14 protein-coding genes and 2 tRNA genes are annotated in these 18,390 nt (G+C 56.7%); 6 read left to right on the forward strand and 10 right to left on the reverse strand.

Annotation, left to right across the window (positions count from 1 at the left end; all coding sequences use genetic code 11):
* Positions 1 to 10 precede the first annotated feature (10 nt).
* Positions 11 to 4,429, forward strand: a complete 4,419-nt coding sequence (locus tag ACR0MP_RS02660) for a WD40 repeat domain-containing serine/threonine protein kinase (RefSeq protein WP_480885748.1) — start codon at positions 11 to 13, stop codon at positions 4,427 to 4,429.
* Positions 4,430 to 4,500: 71 nt separating this feature from the next.
* On the opposite strand, the gene ACR0MP_RS02665 is transcribed toward ACR0MP_RS02660, so the two are convergent.
* From ACR0MP_RS02665 to ACR0MP_RS02690, 6 genes are read right to left on the reverse strand one after another with little or no spacing between them, the layout of a single operon-like run.
* Positions 4,501 to 5,439, reverse strand: a complete 939-nt coding sequence (locus ACR0MP_RS02665; protein WP_480885750.1) for an HAD-IIA family hydrolase — start codon at positions 5,437 to 5,439, stop codon at positions 4,501 to 4,503.
* Entirely contained in the window at positions 5,403 to 6,218 is an 816-nt protein-coding gene (gene phnE, locus ACR0MP_RS02670) for a phosphonate ABC transporter, permease protein PhnE (protein WP_170396234.1), read from the reverse strand. The genes ACR0MP_RS02665 and phnE (ACR0MP_RS02670) overlap by 37 nt, the downstream gene beginning before the upstream one ends.
* The gene (gene phnE / locus ACR0MP_RS02675) at positions 6,218 to 7,033 is read right to left on the reverse strand and encodes a phosphonate ABC transporter, permease protein PhnE (protein ID WP_170403405.1); all 816 of its coding nucleotides are present in this window, start codon (positions 7,031 to 7,033) and stop codon (positions 6,218 to 6,220) included. Before phnE (ACR0MP_RS02675) ends, phnE (ACR0MP_RS02670) begins: the two co-directional genes overlap by 1 nt.
* The gene (gene phnC, locus ACR0MP_RS02680; protein ID WP_170403402.1) at positions 7,030 to 7,824 is read right to left on the reverse strand and encodes a phosphonate ABC transporter ATP-binding protein; all 795 of its coding nucleotides are present in this window, start codon (positions 7,822 to 7,824) and stop codon (positions 7,030 to 7,032) included. Before phnC ends, phnE (ACR0MP_RS02675) begins: the two co-directional genes overlap by 4 nt.
* A 58-nt stretch (positions 7,825 to 7,882) precedes the next feature.
* On the reverse strand, positions 7,883 to 8,857 hold the full coding sequence (phnD, locus tag ACR0MP_RS02685; RefSeq protein ID WP_170396240.1) for a phosphate/phosphite/phosphonate ABC transporter substrate-binding protein: 975 nt from the start codon (positions 8,855 to 8,857) through the stop codon (positions 7,883 to 7,885).
* A gap of 13 nt (positions 8,858 to 8,870) precedes the next feature.
* Complete coding sequence (locus tag ACR0MP_RS02690) at positions 8,871 to 9,725, reverse strand: DeoR/GlpR family DNA-binding transcription regulator (RefSeq protein ID WP_170403399.1); 855 nt, start codon at positions 9,723 to 9,725, stop codon at positions 8,871 to 8,873.
* A gap of 224 nt (positions 9,726 to 9,949) precedes the next feature.
* Between ACR0MP_RS02690 and ACR0MP_RS02695 the strand changes: the two genes are divergently transcribed.
* From ACR0MP_RS02695 to ACR0MP_RS02715, 5 genes are read left to right on the forward strand one after another with little or no spacing between them, the layout of a single operon-like run.
* On the forward strand, positions 9,950 to 10,414 hold the full coding sequence (locus ACR0MP_RS02695; protein ID WP_170396245.1) for an NUDIX hydrolase: 465 nt from the start codon (positions 9,950 to 9,952) through the stop codon (positions 10,412 to 10,414).
* 59 nt (positions 10,415 to 10,473) lie between these two features.
* Entirely contained in the window at positions 10,474 to 11,499 is a 1,026-nt protein-coding gene (locus tag ACR0MP_RS02700; RefSeq protein ID WP_170403396.1) for an ABC transporter substrate-binding protein, read from the forward strand.
* Positions 11,500 to 13,713 (forward strand): ABC transporter permease, encoded by a 2,214-nt coding sequence (locus ACR0MP_RS02705; protein WP_170403394.1) that lies wholly within the window; start codon positions 11,500 to 11,502, stop codon positions 13,711 to 13,713.
* Positions 13,714 to 13,724: 11 nt separating this feature from the next.
* Positions 13,725 to 14,786, forward strand: coding sequence for an ABC transporter ATP-binding protein (locus ACR0MP_RS02710; RefSeq protein WP_170403390.1), 1,062 nt, complete (start codon positions 13,725 to 13,727; stop codon positions 14,784 to 14,786).
* Positions 14,787 to 15,353: a histidine phosphatase family protein gene (locus ACR0MP_RS02715; RefSeq protein ID WP_170403387.1), complete on the forward strand. Its 567-nt coding sequence runs from the start codon at positions 14,787 to 14,789 to the stop codon at positions 15,351 to 15,353. It begins immediately after the preceding gene.
* A 4-nt stretch (positions 15,354 to 15,357) separates the two neighbouring features.
* Here the strand turns inward: ACR0MP_RS02715 and ACR0MP_RS02720 are convergent, their stop codons facing one another.
* From ACR0MP_RS02720 to recJ, 4 genes are all read right to left on the reverse strand, one after another.
* The gene (locus tag ACR0MP_RS02720) at positions 15,358 to 16,149 is read right to left on the reverse strand and encodes an inositol monophosphatase family protein (protein ID WP_480705239.1); all 792 of its coding nucleotides are present in this window, start codon (positions 16,147 to 16,149) and stop codon (positions 15,358 to 15,360) included.
* A gap of 214 nt (positions 16,150 to 16,363) precedes the next feature.
* A tRNA-Glu gene (locus ACR0MP_RS02725) sits at positions 16,364 to 16,438 on the reverse strand.
* 22 nt (positions 16,439 to 16,460) lie between these two features.
* Positions 16,461 to 16,535: transfer RNA gene (locus ACR0MP_RS02730), tRNA-Glu, on the reverse strand.
* A 109-nt stretch (positions 16,536 to 16,644) separates the two neighbouring features.
* Entirely contained in the window at positions 16,645 to 18,387 is a 1,743-nt protein-coding gene (gene recJ, locus ACR0MP_RS02735; protein ID WP_170817961.1) for a single-stranded-DNA-specific exonuclease RecJ, read from the reverse strand.
* Positions 18,388 to 18,390 lie beyond the last annotated feature (3 nt).

An 18,390-nucleotide genomic window follows, 5' to 3' on the forward strand; every position in this document is an offset into this window, starting at 1 on the left:
CAAGAATATCATGACTTTTCCCGCGTTCATCGGCCGTTACGCTGTTGACCGTGAAATCGCGAGCGGTGGGTTCGCGGCGGTTGTCCTTGCGCGGGATGACGAGTTGGAGGTTCCGGTAACCCTCAAGATTCTGCACGCCAACCTTGCGACCAATGACAAAGTCATCACCCATTTTCTCGAAGAAGCCCGTCTGTTGCGGCGCATTCGATCTCCGCGCGTTGTCTCCGTGCATGACGTGGGGCGTTTGGAGGACGGGCGGCCCTATTTTGTCATGGACTACGCGGATCGCGGCACATTGGCCGACCGACTAAAGCGTCTAAGCCCCGCTGCTTTGGCCAAACGCGAAGGTGTGGAAATACTGATTGATGCAATGGCAGATGGCTTGTCTGCGGTTCACGACGCGAATGTCGTGCATCGGGACGTCAAACCCGCAAATGTCCTTCTGCAACGAGTGAAGCGGTCCAAAGACGATAACAGCACGACGGTTTCTGATGCTTTGGTCGGCCTAGACGAGAGGGTTTTTCTGGCGGATCTCGGTATTGCGAAGGATTTAGCGATCGGTGTGACCGGCGCGACCATGATGGCTGGGACACCGCTCTACCAAGCGCCAGAACAAGCTGAGCACGGGCAACCCGTGACGCCGATGACCGACATCTATTCGGCCAGCGCGCTGATGTGGCATGTCCTGACGGGAAAGGCGCCGCCGCCATTCCATCGCGTTACCGAGTATCTTTCCAGCCTGCCGGAAATGTGGCGCGATTGCATTGAGCACGGGATGGCAATGGACCCGCAGGCGCGTTTTCTGGATATGGTGTCCTGGCGCAGTGCAATGAATGATGCGTTGGATCGTGACCGGCGAGAGGCCGCATCCGAAGCGGTGACGCAGATATCGGAAAGTAGGGTGGAATGCCCCTACAAAGGGCTCGCCGCGTTCCAGCCAGAGGATTCCGACTATTTCTTTGGACGCGAGGATCTTGTTGAGGAACTTGTGACCCGGCTTCAACAGAGCCGGATATTGGTTCTGGGTGGCTCATCCGGCAGTGGTAAATCATCCGTTCTGCGAGCAGGGCTGCTGCCAGCGATCGCTGCCAACGCGATATCCGGTAGCGAAAACTGGCGCGTTTGTGTTTTTACCCCCGGGCGCGATCCAATGACCGATTTGTACTTTCAACTCATCGGCGACAATTCTCACCTTACGGCTCAGGTCTCGCTCAACGACTTCATCGCCTATCCGAGTGCGGCGCGCCGATTGGCCACCGCGAATGAAGGAGAGTTGTTGATCTGCATTGATCAGTTCGAAGAATTGTTCACGCTGGTCAAACATGAACGCAGAAGCAAGTTCATCGAAGCTTTGTCAGCCATGACGGACCCTGCAGATAGCCGCGTTCGTATCGTGCTGACAATCCGTGCGGACTTTTATGCATCCTGTGCAGAGATACCGTGGCTTGCGGATCGAATCTCGGAAAACCAGTTTTTGGTCGGGCCGATGACACGGCCCGAGCTGCGCCGCGCAATCAGCGAACCGGCACATGCAGCTGGTTTGCACATGGACAGGTCCCTTATTGATGCGATCGTTGATGAGGCCGGGCGCGAAGCGGGTTCGCTCCCGCTGGTGGCGCATTCTCTGTATGAAACATGGAGCCGACGTAAAGGTGCGGTCATGTCTCTGGACGGCTACCGTCAGTCCGGTGGTGTCACAGGGGCAATCAGCCAGACAGCAGAGACACTTTTTACAGACGTTTTTGACAAAGTTCAGCAAGAGGCAACCCGGCGGCTATTCTTGCGTCTGGTTACGCCCGGCGAGGGGACTCCGGACACACGGCGGTTGTTGCCGATCGATGAGATCGAGCGCGACTCGGACCCGGACACAACGCGGCGGGTCGTTGAAGCTTTGACAGATGCGCGGTTGCTGACGCTGGATGACAAAAATGTTCAGATTGCGCATGAGGCGCTGCTGCGTACATGGCCGCGACTTAATTCATGGATCGAAGAAAGCCGCGATGATCTGCGCATGCGTCAGCGTATTCAGCATGACGCTGCAGAGTGGGATGTTGAAAATCGCGAGCCCGATTTACTTTATCGCGGCACAAGGTTGTTGTCGGCTGAAGAATGGTCGGTGAAGAACCAGAATATCCTCGGTGCGTTAGAGCGGGAATTTCTGGGCGCTGCACGAGACGCGCGTGACCAAGCGCAGGCTGCATCCAAGATGCGCCGGCGTCGGCGTCGACGTATCAATCAAGTTGCCGTTGCTGCCCTTGCCTTGCTGGCCATTGGCGCAACGGTTTCGTCTTTCTTGGCTATCCGCGCGTCCAACCTTGCCGAAAGCAACAGACAGATGGCCGTTGCCGCAACAGCTGAAGCCAATGAAAGGTTCGCAAGGGCGCTAGGCGCTGCGGCGAACGGGTTATCGGATACAGATCCCTTGCTTGCCCTGTCACTCAGCGCCGAAGCGATTGTCCGAGCCGAAACTGCTGGTTCGACATCAGAAGCGAGGGCGGCGATGCTGATGGCTCGGCAAAATCTGGGTGAGGGTGGGCTTGTCCCATTGGGCAGCCCGTTTACGGTTGGTGACGCGCAGACGATGGCTATTGATGCATCTGGTACGCGTGTTGCGGTTGGATTGCGTGATGGGCGCATCGTGGTTCATAGGGCTGAATCCGGCGGAGCGGTTATTGCTGAACTGGTGGGGCATTCCGGCGGGATAAGGGATGTTGCATTCTCTCCCGATGGTGAGTTGCTGGTTTCAGCGGCAACGGATGGGGATGTCCGCCTTTGGAATGTTGGTTCGGCCAAATACGGCCCGATCACGACACTGTTCTCTGGCAATGACGTCGCATTCGGCGTGGCCTTTGATTCCACCGGCAAGCGTATCGCGTCGGCGACCGGTGACGGGACCGTTCGCCTCTGGAACGTTTCCAATGGAATGCAAATTGGAGAGCCATTGGCGAAAATGCCGCTGGGCTTCAAAAAGGTCGCGTTTTCGCCCGTTTCAGAAGGACTTGTTGCCGGAAATGTCGATGGTGGCATATTCGGCTGGGTCGACGCAAAGGCTACGCCTGCATTTCCGCCGATACCGGGCGGTCCGCTGGGGCCTGACCCCGATCACCTGTCCTTCAGCCGCGACGGGAGAACATTCGCGATATCCCATACGAACGGGAAGGTCACGACGATTGGTTTTCCGGATGGTTTTCCAATTGTTGATCGTTTTTCAGATAGTACCGACATCGTAGCAGCAGCATTTACCGCGCCGGACAATCTGCTGGTAGGGGCAGGATCAGACGGAACGCTGCGATTGGAAAATTCAAACATGGAACGTGTTGGCGACGTGGTGCAGGCGCACAGTCAGAGGGTCGTGGACCTTGAAGTTGCCCAAAATGCCCCGTTGCTGGCGACTTTGGGCCGGGATCAGCAGGTACGTCTCTGGCGGATTGGGATCGACCCCGGCGGCAAAGACACGCTTGTTTTGCAGAACGGGGCAAAGGCGCTGGGCATCGCCTATACACCGGATGCAAAGTCTATAGCCATCGGTGACAGTGAGGGGAACATCTGGGTCTGGAAGATGGGGGCTTCCATGAAACCCATGCAGCTGAAGGGGCATGAAAGCCAGGTGTGGGCGATCTCTTTCTCGCTGGATGGCAAAACCATGGTGACTGGTGATCGCGAAGGCGGCTTGAAAATCTGGGACACGGCTGCGATGCGGCTGAAAAATCAACTCGATCTGGGGCAGGCTCCCGTCTGGTCGATCATGCCGGGGTCAGGTCCCGAGGTCTTTGTGGCGACAGGAGATGGAGTGCTGCAAATCGATATCTCAGAGGCTGATTTGGTCAAGAGCTTTGCGCCAGCTGACATTCAGGCAAATCGTGTCGCCGTCTCTGAAGATGGCGGCATGCTGGCAGCGGCCTCGGTGGATGGTAAGGTCTATATTTGGTCGATTGGCGACGGTCAGTTGATCAGAGTGATTGAAGCTGATGACAACACGCTTTGGAGTGTTGCTTTCAGTCGTGATGGCACACAGGCTGCAACTGCTTCCAGCGATGAGGTGGTCAAGGTCTGGGATGTTGAAACCGGCGAAGAGCTTGCCGCTTATGGTGGCCATAAAGGAGGGGCGACGGATGTTGCCTTTTTGGCGGATGAGGCAACCTTGGTGGCAATCGACCGATCTGGGGAACTGCATTGGTGGGATACCGCGACGCACCGTCGGCTCATGCCTGTCGAAAAGATCCATGCAGGCCCGACCTGGCGTATCGCGCTGGCACCTGACGGACATTCTTTTGCGACAACCAGCGAAGCCGGTGATGTTCGGGTTTGGGACAGGTTGAGCTTAGAGATCGCATGTGCGTTGGGCAGTCCAACCTTCGATGAAGGGCGCAGGGTTCAGTATTTGGGAAGCGATGAGCCAACAACGACCTGTGATGCCTTCGCGAATTGATTACATGGCGAGTATTGAAAAGCACTGACGGGCGCTTGGATTTGAAGCGGAACTAAGCAGGCGTGATCAGATTATGGTCGGTTCACAACGAAATCCGGCATGATCTGCGCCTGTGTGATTGCGTCATCGACGTCATGCCCTGCGAAAAAACCGTACCCCGAAATCAGGGCTGAGGTGATTCCGGCAGCATGGGCCCCCAATATGTCGGTATGCAAGCTGTCACCAACCATAAGCACGCGAGTTTTATCGACCCGGCCAAGTCGCTTGAAAGCCAAGTCAAAAATATTCTCAAATGGTTTGCCGAAGAATTCGGGTACAACGCCGGTTCGATCGGCAAGACGGTGCGCGAACAGACCGGGTTCGTTTGAAAATCCGTGCTCGCGTGGTGCGACTATGTCCGGATTTCCAACCAATACAGGACGCGGGCGTTTTAGCAGGGCTGCTTCCAGATGGACTTGACGTGCCTCGGTCCAGACGGCTGAGCCGATCATCAGAAACCCCTCAACCGAGTCATAGGGCTCGGGATCGTCATCGAGATAAGTCAGGTTCAAATCTTCCAGATCGCGAAGGCCGGTGCTGGGTGTTGCCATCAAACCCCAATGCAGCGCGCGTTGACCGCCTAGCTCAGCCAGCAGTGTTGCGCGGCTTGTGATGATATCCTCTGGCGCAAAATCATATCCCAGCCGGGCGTATTTCTCGACGAGCGCCGCATGAGGGTGACCAGCTGCATTCGAGACGACCAGAACACGTTTACCCATGGCTTTGAGCTGATCAATCCGTGCGGCTGTACCGGGAATCGCAGTCTCGCCGATATTGAGGACACCGAACGCATCCAGAAGGAATACATCGAAGCCTTCAGCAATATCCATCAAAGTGTTCGCATGCTGATAGGATTGAACAGCTGGTTCAGCAGCCGGAAGTCGATGCCGAACGGCCTCGTAGGCGTCGAAAGCCTCTTGGGTCGTGAAGCGGCTCAAATAATTGCCCCTCGTACTTTGGCAGACACCCATTCGCTGATCATGACGGCAATCAGAATGACGATCAGGATAAGGCTGACCTGCGGCCATGCGAGAACGTTCAGCGACGCCGACAATTGCAGCCCGATGCCGCCTGCGCCCACAAGGCCAAGAACCGTAGACTCGCGAATATTGATGTCCCAGCGGAATACGGCGATCCCGGCAAAGGCGGGCAATATTTGCGGGACGATTCCATAGGCCATGACCTGCCAGCGGGATGCGCCGGTGGCGGTGATGGCTTCGACTTGGGTGTGATCAATTTCCTCGATGGCTTCATAGAGAAGCTTGGCGCAGAAGCCGATCGAACGAATGGCAATGGCGATAACACCTGCGAATACTCCGGGTCCAATGATTGCGATTAACAAAAGCGCCCAGATTAGCGAGTTGATCGAGCGGGTTGAGACGATGATCAGTAACGCGATGGGGCGGATGAACACGGCCGACGGCGTGGTGTTGCGGGCGGCCAGAAAGGCGACCGGTACGGCAAGGAACAGCGCAATGATCGTACCAAGTGTGGCGATGTTCAGCGTGTCCCAGATCGGGCGGCCTAACTGCGTGATGTAGTCCCACTTTGGTGGTGTCGCGCGGGTCCAGATATCGTTCGCGATCCGGGGTGCGTCCCACACAAAGAACCATGTCGTCGAGGCCGAGATGATCTGCCAGCAGTAGACAAAGACCGCCACACCCAACAGCCAGCAAAACCAACGCACAAGGCTTTGACCGGTCGTGCGTCTGCGCCAGATTTGCGTACCTTCATGTTCAAGCACTGGCATTACTGGACCCTCGCGCGGATGATACCCGAGAGGTATTCGAGCGCCATGACGATCCCGATGATCAGGATCAGAATGGCTGCCGCAGTGTCATACTCATAACGGTCAAACGCCGTATTCAGCGTTGCCCCAATGCCACCGGCCCCCACAAGCCCAAGAATTGCACTTTCGCGAAAGTTGATATCGATCCTGTACATCGACAGCCCGACCAGTCGCGGCATGACCTGTGGCTGCACGCCGTAGTTGATCCATTGCATCCATCGCGCGCCCGAGGCTTTGATCGCCTCGGCCTGCACTTTGTCCATGGCCTCGATGTCTTCAGCCAAGAGCTTGGACAGGAAACCGATAGTGGCGAAGGACAGTGTCAGGAAGCCGGCCAAAGGTCCGAACCCAAAGATGGCAACCAGAAGAATGGCGACGATGATCTCTTGCAGGGCGCGGCTGATCGCAACAATGCCTCGGCAGATCACATAGACCGGGAGAGGCGCAATATTGCGTGCAGCGCCCAGTCCGATCGGGATCGATATCAGGATGCCCACCACCGACGCTGCAACCGTCATCACGATGCTCTCAAGAAGACCGCTCCAGATATCGCTCCAGCGCGATATGAAATCCGGGCTTGTGAAAGCAAGGACAAAAGCCCAACCGCGATCCAAGCCTTCATAAACCCGGCCCCAATCCACCTCGATGGTCATAAATGCCGCAATCAGATAGGCGACGAATCCAACGATCAAGGTCCAGCGCAGTAAGGCGTTTTTGACGAATGCCGGTTTCCGCCAGCCTTTGCCCAGCAGGTCATCAAGTTCGGGATGGCTCATTCCGCGGCCTCGATCTCTTCGTCGTCTTCAACTTTCTCTATGGTCGCTTCCCAGTCTTCTTCGCCATAGATTTCGGTCAACTTGTCAGGCGTAAGCCCAGAGGGGAGGCCGTCAAATACGATTTCACCAAAGCGTAGGCCAACGACGCGCGGTACGAACATTTGCGCAAGGGCCACGTCATGAATGTTGATTATCGCGGCTAATCCGCGTTCCTGACACAGCTCGGTAATCAAGCGCATGATCTGACGGCTGGTTTTTGGGTCCAGTGAGGCGGTCGGTTCATCGACCAGCAGAAGCTTGGGATTTTGGATTAGCGCCCGGCATATTCCAACCCGCTGACGCTGACCACCTGACAGTTCGTCCGCTCGTTTGTCGGCCATATGCAACAGACCCACGCGATCCAGCAGGCGAAATGCTTCATCCACGTCAGACTGGGGGTAACGTCGCAGGAAGCTCCGCCAAAACCCAACATATCCCAGCCGTCCCGACAGTACATTTTCCATGACGGTCAGGCGTTCAACCAGTGCGTATTCCTGAAAGATCATCCCCATTTCACGACGTGCTTTCCGCAGCGCGCCCGAGCCGAGTTTGACCAGGTCCACGTCGTCCAGCAGAACCTCGCCACTTGTGGGTTCAACCAAACGGTTAATGCAGCGGATCATGGTGGATTTGCCAGCACCAGAAGGCCCGATCAGCGCCAGAACCTGGCCCTTTGGCACATCTAGATCGATCGCCTTCAGGGCCTGATCGCCGGTTTTATAAGTTTTTGTAAGCTTTTGAAGCCGCAGCATTTATGCCCCCGGTTCGGATGGTAACGGGCCCCGCAGGGCCCGTTGGATGTAGTATCGACTACTGGCAGGCGTAGGAAACGCCGTTGGCCGCGTCGATCTTGCGGATGACGTCCCAGAACTCCTGATAGGTCATCTCAAGGAACTGACCTTCATTCGATTTCGAGAACTCAGCCTCAAGCGTCGTTCCCTCCCAGTCGAAGCTGAAGAAGGCATTGCGGATTTTCTCCTGTAGCTCCGGCGTCAGGTTGTACACGGTTCCAAAGCCTGTCGTCGGGAAGGTCTGCGACTTGTAGATCGTGATTACGTCGTCTTCGTTGATCACATCGCGCGAGATCATCCGCGATTTGACCGAATTAGCGATCGAGGCAGCCAGATAGTCCTTATTGGCGACACCCAAGATCGAGTTGTCGTGCTTGCCCGAATAAACCGGCTCAAAATCGCGTTCGGGTAGCAGATCAAAGTCGCTTTTCAGGATCGCTGACGGCGCTTTGAAGCCCGAGTTCGAAGTAGGAGAAGTAAAGGCCAATTGCTTGCCCTTGATATCCTCAACCTTTTCGATGCCTGAACCGGGATAGGTGATGATCTCCATCTCGTATCCGAAGTTTCCGTCTTTCGACGCCATGATCGTGAAGGGTCGGAAACCAGCACAGTTCACGGCCAACGGGTTTGAACCGGTATTGAAGCCCGCAATATGCAGACGCCCCGAACGCATGGCCTCAATCTGGGCCGCGTTGTTCTGAACTGGAAAGAAAACAACGTCTTTGCCAGTTTCCGCTTTCAGATGATCAAGAAAGTCCGACCAAGCAGTTTTGTATACGGCAGGGTCTTCAACCGGGGTGTAGGCAAAGATCAGAGTATCAGGATCAATCTGATCGGCAGGATCAGCGGGGATATCCGCGATCAGATCGCCATCGGCATCGCAGAACCGCGCATCCAGATCACCGCGCGGGCAGTCTTGCGCCGAAGCCGTGCCCGACAGTGACAAGAGCGCGATTGCGGAAGCTCCGATCAGTAGTTTGATATCAAATTTCATTTCTTCCTCCCAGTCATGCGTGGCTTTTCTGTCCACGGTTTGTCGTTCTTTGTAAGGACTGCTCAGCGACAAGAATCTTCACCCCGGCGTCGTTGATCGCACCAAGCAAATCCCCTGTTGGTTTGGTATCAGTTACGATTGAATTCAGCCCGTCAAGGTCGCCCACACGAGTCAAACCTTTGCGGTCGAATTTCTCGGACCCAATCAGAAGATGTCGCGTCGCGGCGCGTGCCAGCATCATCCGTTTGACGGTTGCGAAACCGCGCACGGTCTCTGACGGCCCTTCTTCTGACAGGCCGGACGCGCCAATCATGCAGCGATCGACGTTGAAACGAGACAGAAAATCCAGTGTATCTGTCCCGATCGTGGCGGACTCGGCGGTCAGATATTCGCCTGGGCATAGAATGACTTCAACGGGTGCGTGACCAAGGGTCATGGCCACCGGTATCGAATTCGTAATTGCCGTGCAGTGAATGCCCCGATACGCCAACATACGGGCCATCTCGATGGTGGTTGAGCCGGAATCGATCATCACCGTCTCGCCTTCCTGAATCAGGTCAGCTGCGCATTTGCCGATCTTTTCACGCTCATCAAGGCGGGCGTGGGTGCGCTCATCCAGACTTGGATAACGTCCTTGTATCGGGGCAGAGGCACCGCCATGCGCCCGCGAGATCAGCCCATCATCAGCTAGGGCATCAAAATCCCTGCGCACCGTTTCCGCCGAAACATTGAAACGCTGCGCCAATTCGCTGATCCGGACGTGCGGGCGAAGCTTCAACTCCAACAATATCTCACGGCGGCGGTCGGATTTCTTGAACCGACTCTGGCCCTTGTTGGTTTTCTTATCGCGCGTTTCCGCTTTGGGCATCTGGCAATCCGACTCGGTTTCAATCTCACTTTTGTGGCGTTTCAGTCGTTTTGCAACAATTTCTGTTGCAAAGCCCACGATTCATTGTGAGACTTCAAAGAACTGTTTCTATTTCGAGGCGTAGCAATCGAAGTGCACCGGCGTTCTGGATGTAGCCACCTTGTTCAACAGCACTTATGTGTTGCCATTGCCCTTTGTGTAGTGCCAGAGCCAAGAGCGCGCGCATGAGCAAGACCGAATTCACAGATCAGATCGGTGCGCTTCCGGTGCGATGGGACAAATCCGACAAGCTGCGGGTTCTCATGGTCACTTCGCGTGACCGGGGGCGGTGGGTCATCCCCAAAGGTTGGATGATGGATGGTAAGAAGCCTTGGCATGCCGCTGAAATCGAAGCTTTGGAAGAGGCCGGAGCGGTTGGCTTTATCTCCAAGAAATCGATCGGGTGCTTTCACTATGACAAGCGATACGAGGGTAAAAGCAGCGTGCCTTGCCGCGTAACGCTTTATCCGTTGATTGTGGAACGGCTCAAACGCCGTTGGAAGGAACGCGACGAACGCAAGCGCCACTGGTTCTCACCTGCCAAGGCCGCAAAGCTTGTCGAAGAGAAAGAACTGGCGCGTTTATTAAAGAGCCTGTCAGATAATCAAGAGACGTTGGCTGTTATCGAGAAATTGCGAAAGGCCGCATGAGGAAGGGCATATAAGAGCCGGGAAATCCGGACGCAGTGAACTTAAAGGGAGAGAAATCAATGAAGAAATTTACATCCACAACGTTGGGATCGCTTATTGCCCTTGCCGCATCGATGTCAGCGGCACAGGCTGACAAGTTGACACTTTATTGTTCTGCGCAAGAGGATTGGTGCCAGCTTATGGCGCGCAGTTTTGAGGACGCGACCGGCATCGACGTCAACATGACCCGTAAATCCTCAGGTGAGACATTTGCTCAGATCCGTGCAGAAAGCTCCAACCCCAAGGGTGATGTCTGGTGGGGTGGTACCGGTGATCCACATCTACAGGCCGCAGAAGAGGGCCTGACGATGGAATACATGTCGCCGATGCGCGATCAGCTTCATGATTGGGCGATTTCTCAGGCTGAAAGTGCCGGTAACCGGACCATCGGCATCTATTCCGGTGCGCTAGGCTATGGCTACAATGCCGATCTTGTCGCCGCGAACAACCTGCCTGAACCTGCGTGCTGGAAGGACCTTCTGAAGCCCGAGTACAAGGGCCACGTTCAGATGGCGAACCCGAACTCATCAGGTACGGCCTACACGACTCTGGCCTCGATGGTGCAAATCTTCGGCGAGGACGAAGGATTTGAGTTCATGAAGGGGCTGCATTCGAACATCAACCAATACACCAAGTCGGGCTCGGCTCCGATCAAGGCTGCTGGTCGAGGCGAGAACACGATCGGGATTGTGTTTATGCATGACGCGGTAAAACAAGCTGTTTCGGGTTTCCCCATCAAGGTCGTCGCGCCATGTGAGGGAACAGGGTACGAGATCGGTTCGATGTCGATCATCGAAGGCGCACGCAACGAAGAAGAGGCCAAGAAGTTTTATGACTGGGCGTTATCGCCCGAGGCACAAAACCTTGCCCTTCAGGTCAATGCATTTCAGGTGCCGTCGAACAAGGGTGCTGAAACGTCCGAAAGCGCTCCGGACATGAGCCAGATCAAGCTGATCGACTATGATTTCAAGAAATACGGCTCGTCGGATGAGCGGAAGCGCCTATTGCAGAAATGGGACGAAGAGGTTTCGGTGCTGCCGCAGTAAATGACTGACGACACGACAAAAACGACCCATCCGGTTCTGATCTTCTGGGTCATCGCCGGGTGGGTCGGATTCTGCCTGCTGCCCTGGTATATGGTCGATGGCGGCCTTTGGTCGTTCGAGTGGCTTCTGGATGGCTACCCGTTCGAAGAAGACTATGCCCCTGCTGCCTTTCTGATCGGGCAGGGCGAAAAGCTTTGGCTTGCGCCGCTTCTTATTGCGCTCCTGCTGCCACTTCTGGTGTTGAGACGCGCCAAATCAGATCCGCTCTATGCGCGTATTCTGATCCTGTCGGGAACACTTGGGTTCGGCTGGCTGATCGCACAAGGATTCAGCATCGGAATCCGAGGCTACAATTTCGATTGGCTGGAGTCCGTATTCGGAGAACTCGGGGATCGGCAATTCGGCATGGGCTATGGCGCGATGATCTGCGCGTCGAGTTTTCTGTTCCTACTGACCCAAGGTATTGCTGCGCGCGGGGCGATTAACGGAGACGTCTTCGTCGTCAGCGCCATCGGTGGTGTAATCACCATCGTTACAGCGTTTGTGTTCTTTCCCATCGCCAAGATGCTGTTCGCTGCCTTTGTGACGGAAGAGGGCGCGTACTCCATCGCGGTGTTCTTCTCGAAGTTCTTTGACGACCGGCTTTGGGGGCTGGGATGCTTCTGGGGTGCGCGATGCGGGGCAGCATGGAACTCACTATTTCTTGCAATTTTGGTTGGCTTCATCACCACGGCGCTTGGCCTGTGCTTTGCGCTTGTCGTGACCCGCTCGGGCTTTCGCTACAAGCGCGCATTGCGCGCTCTGACGGTTCTGCCGATCATCACGCCACCCTTTGTCATCGGCCTGGCGCTGATCTTGCTGTTTGGCCTTTCGGGCTCGGTCACGCAGTTCTTTGCTGAGCTATTCGGCACACAACCCACGCGCTGGCTGTATGGCATGCCGGGTGTTCTGATTGCTCAGACTTTGGCATTTACACCCATCGCCTTCCTTGTGCTGATTGGCGTCGTTGAAGGGGTGTCTCCTTCGATGGAAGAAGCAGCCCAGACATTGCGCGCGAATAGATGGCAGACGTTCAAAACTGTGTCCCTGCCGCTGATGCGCCCGGGCCTTGCCAATGCCTTCCTTCTAGGCTTCATCGAAAGCATGGCCGATTTCGGCAACCCACTGGTTCTGGGCGGCAATTTCGATGTGTTGTCGACCGAGATTTTCTTTGCGATTGTGGGCGCGCAATACGATCAAGGCCGCGCTGCGGTTCTGGCCATGGTGTTGTTGTTCTTCACGCTTTCTGCCTTTTACGCGCAGCGTGCCTGGCTGGGTAAGAAAAGCTACACCACAGTCACGGGCAAAGGTGACGCTGGCGTACATCCATTGATGCCAACCGGCCTTTCCATCCCGGTGCTGACGGTTGCCCTTGGCTGGGCCGTATTTACCATCGTCGTTTATGCCATGATCGTTTACGGCAGCGTGGTCGAGCTGTGGGGAGTCAATAATTCCCTTACGTTCAAGCACTACGTCACCGCCTTTTCGGTTCGCTTTGAAGCTGAAGGCATTCGCTGGACGGGCGCTGCGTGGGATAGTTTCTGGACGACGATTACCATCGCCGCAATCGCCGCACCGCTGACCGCGGCCGTGGGCTTGGTGACGGCTTATCTTCTGACCCGCCAAAGCTTTGCGGGCAAAGACGCCTTTGAGTTCGGCACCATGCTATCCTTTGCCATCCCCGGCACCGTGATTGGCGTCAGCTACATTCTCGCCTTCAACGTACCGCCGATCGAGATCACGGGCACGGGTGTCATCCTTGTTGTCAGCTTCATCTTCCGCAACATGCCGGTCGGTGTCCGAGCCGGTATCGCCAGCATGTCTCAACTGGATCGCAGCCTGGACGAGTCCTCGCTGACACTGGGCGCTAATTCCTGGCAGACATTCCGCCGGATCATCCTGCCCCTGTTGCGCCCGGCAATTCTGGCGGCGCTTGTCTATAGTTTCGTGCGGGCCATGACTGCGATTTCGGCGGTGATCTTTCTGGTCAGCGCGGAATATGACATGGCGACCAGCTATATCATCGGGCGGGTCGAGAATAACGACTATGGTCTCGCCATCGCCTATTCCACCACTCTGATCTTTGTGATGCTGTCAGTGGTTGCCCTGATGCAGCTGATCGTGGGTCGAACCAAGATCGGGCGGCGAATGACGCAGTCGCGGACCAATGTTTAGGAGAGTTTGACATGAGCCTGCAGTCCAAAGCCGCGCCGGTTCGGTTCGAGTCCGTCACCAAGATGTTCGGCAAGGACGTCGTTGCCGTCGACAACATCAACCTGCATGTCGAAGCCGGAAAGCTGGTCACGCTGCTGGGCCCGTCAGGCTGCGGCAAGACGACGACACTAAGGATGATCGCAGGGCTTGAGATGGCAACCTCGGGCAGGATCATGATTGGTGACCGGGACGTGACCAAACTGCCCGCAACGGACCGGGACGTGTCGATGGTGTTCCAGTCCTACGCATTGTTTCCCCATATGAGCGTACTTGAGAACGTGATGTATGGCCTCACGTTCTCGGGCTTTGCCAAACACGAGGCCCGCCGCCGTGCGCTGGACGGTTTAGAGCTGGTTGGCCTGAAGGGTTTTGACAGCCGTCTGCCGTCAGAACTGTCTGGCGGACAGCAGCAGCGCGTCGCTGTAGCGCGGGCCTTGGTGTTGGAACCGCAGGTGTTGCTGTTCGATGAACCGCTATCCAACCTTGATGCGAAGTTGCGCCGTCAGGTGCGCGAGGACATTCGGGCCATTCAGCAAGACCTTGGCCTGACCGTCGTCTACGTGACACACGATCAGGAAGAGGCTCTGGCAGTATCGGACGAAATCGTCGTGATGCGGAATGCCGCGATCGCCCAGATTGGCACGCCACGTCAGCTTTATGATGCACCGAACGATCGCTTCGTTGCGGATTTTATTGGCGAGGCCAACCTGTTGGCTTGCCAGATCATCTCTGTCGACGGCGACATGGCCACCATTGAGATCGAAGGCTATCGCCATACCTTGCCTTCCCGCGGCTTGCCTAAAGGGTCTGCGACCGTTGCCATCCGACCCTCCCGGCTTGTGATCGGTGCCGCGCAGGGGGTTGCGGCGACCGTCTCAAAGGCCACCTATGTGGGCGTCCGCATGGAGTACACTCTGACCGGAGCGTTCGGGCAGGTCTTTGCGGTTCATGACGATGTCGATGCTCCGCTTGAGCCGGGTACAGAAGTACGGATGGCCTTCGCCGAGAAAGGTCCGGTCCTTTTGCCCGAATAGATGCCCAATCTTCTGATCATCACGCACCCTGAGGTCATCATCGACCCGAACATCCCTATTCAGGACTGGGGGCTTAGCGCGATAGGTCGCCATCGGGCTGCGGCCTTTGCAGCCAGCGAGATTTTTGCACATGTCACTCACCTATGGGCTAGCACCGAGCAAAAGGCCCGCGAGACTGCCGACATCCTTGCCGCGCCACGAAACCTGCCGACAAAACAAGATGCCGCACTTGGCGAGAATGATCGAAGCGCCACCGGTTTTCTGCCGCGTGACCGGTTCGAAGCTGCCGCTGACGCATTTTTTGCCCACCCCAACACCAGTTTTCGCGGCTGGGAAACTGCCGTTGCCGCCCAGCGGCGGATAAACCAAGCAGTAACTTCAATTATCGAAACGCATGATGGCAGTGACCTCGCCATCGTTACCCATGGGGCCGTCGGGACCCTTCTGTGGTGCTCCTTGTCGGGCCACCCCATTGATCGGAGGTATGATCAGCCCGGGCAAGGCCATTATTGGCAAGCCGATCTAACGGACCTCAAACCGCTGAGCGGATGGCGCTCAATCGACTAGATTGTCAGGCCTGCCATGCGTTCTCAGAGATTTCACGCAAAGTATCAAACACATCCGGAGTACCAGCGATCACCCGACCGCCGTTGCGGATCATTGCGCCTGCGTCCTGATCTTCGACCACGCCGCCTGCTTCCGCAATCATCAATTGACCAGCCAGACAATCCCAGGCGTTCATATGTTCTTCGACATAGCCAAGCAGCCGGCCCGCTGCGACATAGGCCAGTGACAGCGCGCCACTGGCGTTTCTGTGAAACATGGCCCCACGCTCGATCAGGTTCGCGACGATTGGAACAATGTTACGGTTATCCACCCGGTTCGAATAACCCACTGCCACCGTTCCTTGATGCAGCGCAACACCCGAAGCGACCCTCATTGGCGCATCATTCAGTGTTGCCCCGCCTCCGCGCGAGGCTACGAAGGTCTCATTGATATTTGGGTCATGGATTACACCGATCTCGGTATTTTCCTCAGCGACGCCCGCCAGAACGATGGTCCAGGCCGGAATGCCATTGACGAAATTCGTGGTGCCATCGATTGGATCGATCACCCAGTCAAATCCGCTTGAACCTTGTGTTTCACCATGCTCTTCGCCAAATATGCCATCGTTGGGCCAAGCCTCGGCGATCCTCTGGCGGATGAAGGTTTCGACATTCCGGTCTGCCTCGCTGACCCAATCCTGTGCGCCTTTTTGATCGACGATCAAACCGCCCCGGTCGGAGAAATATCTGAAGGCGATTGTGCCAGCTTCCTTGCAGATCGCGATCGCGAAGTCTTTGCGTTCTTTGAGGTAATCCATTGGGAATCCAAATCATATCTGTTGTTGGCCAAAACTGTGCAGGCTTGGTGATGGAATGGCAAATACCAAATGCTGGTGAACTCGGTCCGGGGCAGCCATTGACAGGCGTGCCTTCAACCGCATTTCGCGTCTTCAAAACGGGGCGCGCAGATTTCGTGCTAAACACGATGCTGTAAGAATACGTCGCCGGGAACGATTTTAGCATTGAAGAAAATGGTAGCCCGTAGGGGAATCGAACCCCTCTTTCCAGGTTGAAAACCTGGCGTCCTAACCGATAGACGAACGGGCCATTTAGACCAGACAAGCACAAGTGGTAGCCCGTAGGGGAATCGAACCCCTCTTTCCAGGTTGAAAACCTGGCGTCCTAACCGATAGACGAACGGGCCACGCTGGCTTGTGGAGGGCCTTTTACGGTTTACCTTCCCCCCCCGCAAGACGAAAAACGCAAGGCTGTGAAACTTTTTTGGCCGTTCCTGAGCGGCGTTGAAACGGTTGTCAGACAGCTTCTGCCGCGTCTTCCAGCCGCAGCTGCACGCTCTGTCGTCCGCCCCAGGTATTCACCTCAAGCCGACCCGCGAAATGGAACCGCGCACCGCCGTGATTAGACAGGCGATCCCCCAACGGGCCGTCGAATGCGCCAAAGGCGATGGCATCCAGTCCGCCAGACATTCCATCCGAAAGTGACAGCTTCAAATGTGTTTCGCCCACGCGTTTAGCAAAGCGCACTTGCAGATCAGGCAGAGCATAGCGCGGGGCAGGGGCACCGGCCCCGAAAGGACCCGCTTTCTCTACCTGTTCGATCAGATCGACTGTCGCGGCCCCGGGCATCAGCGCCCCGTCCAGTTTCAAGTCGGCGGGACCGCCTTGGCCTGCACCCTGTTTGGCCAGAAGCTCGGACAGGCGCGACATTGCAGGCTCCAACTGATCACGCATCACCGTCAGACCGGCCGCCATCTTGTGGCCACCACCCTTGACCAGCAGCCCTTCGGCAGCCAGTCGCTGGATCGACGCGCCCAGATCAACGCCCGAGATCGACCTGCCTGAACCTTTGCCCTCATCCCCGTCGAACCCGATCACGATAGCGGGCCGGTTTGCCGACTCTTTCAGCCGCGAAGCAACGATACCTACCACGCCGGGATGCCAACCGTCGCCTGCGGCCCAGACCAGCGGCGCATCCAGCCCACGGTCCTCGGCTTGCGCCAAAGCCGCCGCGCGGACCGCGTTTTCGATTTCGCGCCGTTCCGAATTCAGGGCATCCAGCCGCTCGGATAAGGCTTCGGCCTCAGTGATCGAGTCCGTGCTCAGCAGCCGCGCGCCAAGATCAGCCTGACCAATGCGACCGCCAGCATTGACGCGCGGCCCCAGCAGAAACCCCAGATGATAGCTGTTGGGCGCGGTATCCATGCGCGCCACGTCTGACAACGCGACCAAGCCGGGCCTTTGCCTTTGGGTCATCACTTTCAGGCCCTGTCGAACCAGCGCCCGGTTGGCGTCGATCAACGGCGCAACGTCCGCCACCGTGGCCAGCGCCACCAGATCGAGCATTGCCATCAGATCCGGCCCCTTGGCCCCGGCCTCACGCAACTGACGACCCGCCTCGACCAGCATCAGGAACACCACCGCAGCAGCGCAGAGATAGCCCAGATCGCCGCTTTCGTCCTGTCGGTTCGGGTTCACCACGGCGACGCAATCCGGCAGGGTTTCTGCACCCAAATGGTGATCCAAAACGATCACATCCGCACCCTTCGCCGCCGCGATAGGTTCGTGGCTCAGCGTTCCGCAATCCACGCAGATGATCAGGTCATGGCTAGCCGCAAGTTCCTGCATTGCAGGCACATTTGGCCCATAGCCTTCATCAATCCGGTCGGGCACATAAAGCGTCGCGTCAAGCCCCATCTGGCGCAGCCACACCAACAACAACGCAGCCGAACTGCCCCCGTCCACATCATAGTCAGCAAACACTGCGATCTTTTGGCGCTTGCGCACAGCCTGTAGAAACCGGGCCGCAGCGACGTCCATATCTTTCATCGATCGCGGGTCGGGCAGCAGTTCCTTCAACTTGGGTTCCAGGAAACCGGCGGCCTCCATCACCGGTACACCGCGCCGTGCCAAAACCTGACAGACGGCGCGAGGCAGATCTGTCTGCTGCGCCATCATTTCTGCTGACCGCTCGACCTCAATCCCCGGTCCGATCCAGCGTCGCCCCGTCAGAGATTGCTCTACGCCCAGAAATGCCACATC

It is taken from the genome of Ruegeria sp. K3 (assembly GCF_056531845.1).

Coding starts and splice junctions, on each gene's coding strand:
- ACR0MP_RS02710 (WP_170403390.1), top strand. CDS start 13,725: ATGAGCCTGCAGTCCAAAGCCGCGCCGGTTCGGTTCGAGTCCGTCACC.
- ACR0MP_RS02715 (WP_170403387.1), top strand. CDS start 14,787: ATGCCCAATCTTCTGATCATCACGCACCCTGAGGTCATCATCGACCCG.
- ACR0MP_RS02705 (WP_170403394.1), top strand. CDS start 11,500: ATGACTGACGACACGACAAAAACGACCCATCCGGTTCTGATCTTCTGG.
- ACR0MP_RS02720 (WP_480705239.1), bottom strand. CDS start 16,149: ATGGATTACCTCAAAGAACGCAAAGACTTCGCGATCGCGATCTGCAAG.
- ACR0MP_RS02665 (WP_480885750.1), bottom strand. CDS start 5,439: ATGGGTGTCTGCCAAAGTACGAGGGGCAATTATTTGAGCCGCTTCACG.
- phnE (WP_170403405.1), bottom strand. CDS start 7,033: ATGAGCCATCCCGAACTTGATGACCTGCTGGGCAAAGGCTGGCGGAAA.
- ACR0MP_RS02660 (WP_480885748.1), top strand. CDS start 11: ATGACTTTTCCCGCGTTCATCGGCCGTTACGCTGTTGACCGTGAAATC.
- phnC (WP_170403402.1), bottom strand. CDS start 7,824: ATGCTGCGGCTTCAAAAGCTTACAAAAACTTATAAAACCGGCGATCAG.
- phnD (WP_170396240.1), bottom strand. CDS start 8,857: ATGAAATTTGATATCAAACTACTGATCGGAGCTTCCGCAATCGCGCTC.
- ACR0MP_RS02700 (WP_170403396.1), top strand. CDS start 10,474: ATGAAGAAATTTACATCCACAACGTTGGGATCGCTTATTGCCCTTGCC.
- ACR0MP_RS02695 (WP_170396245.1), top strand. CDS start 9,950: ATGAGCAAGACCGAATTCACAGATCAGATCGGTGCGCTTCCGGTGCGA.
- ACR0MP_RS02690 (WP_170403399.1), bottom strand. CDS start 9,725: ATGCCCAAAGCGGAAACGCGCGATAAGAAAACCAACAAGGGCCAGAGT.
- phnE (WP_170396234.1), bottom strand. CDS start 6,218: ATGCCAGTGCTTGAACATGAAGGTACGCAAATCTGGCGCAGACGCACG.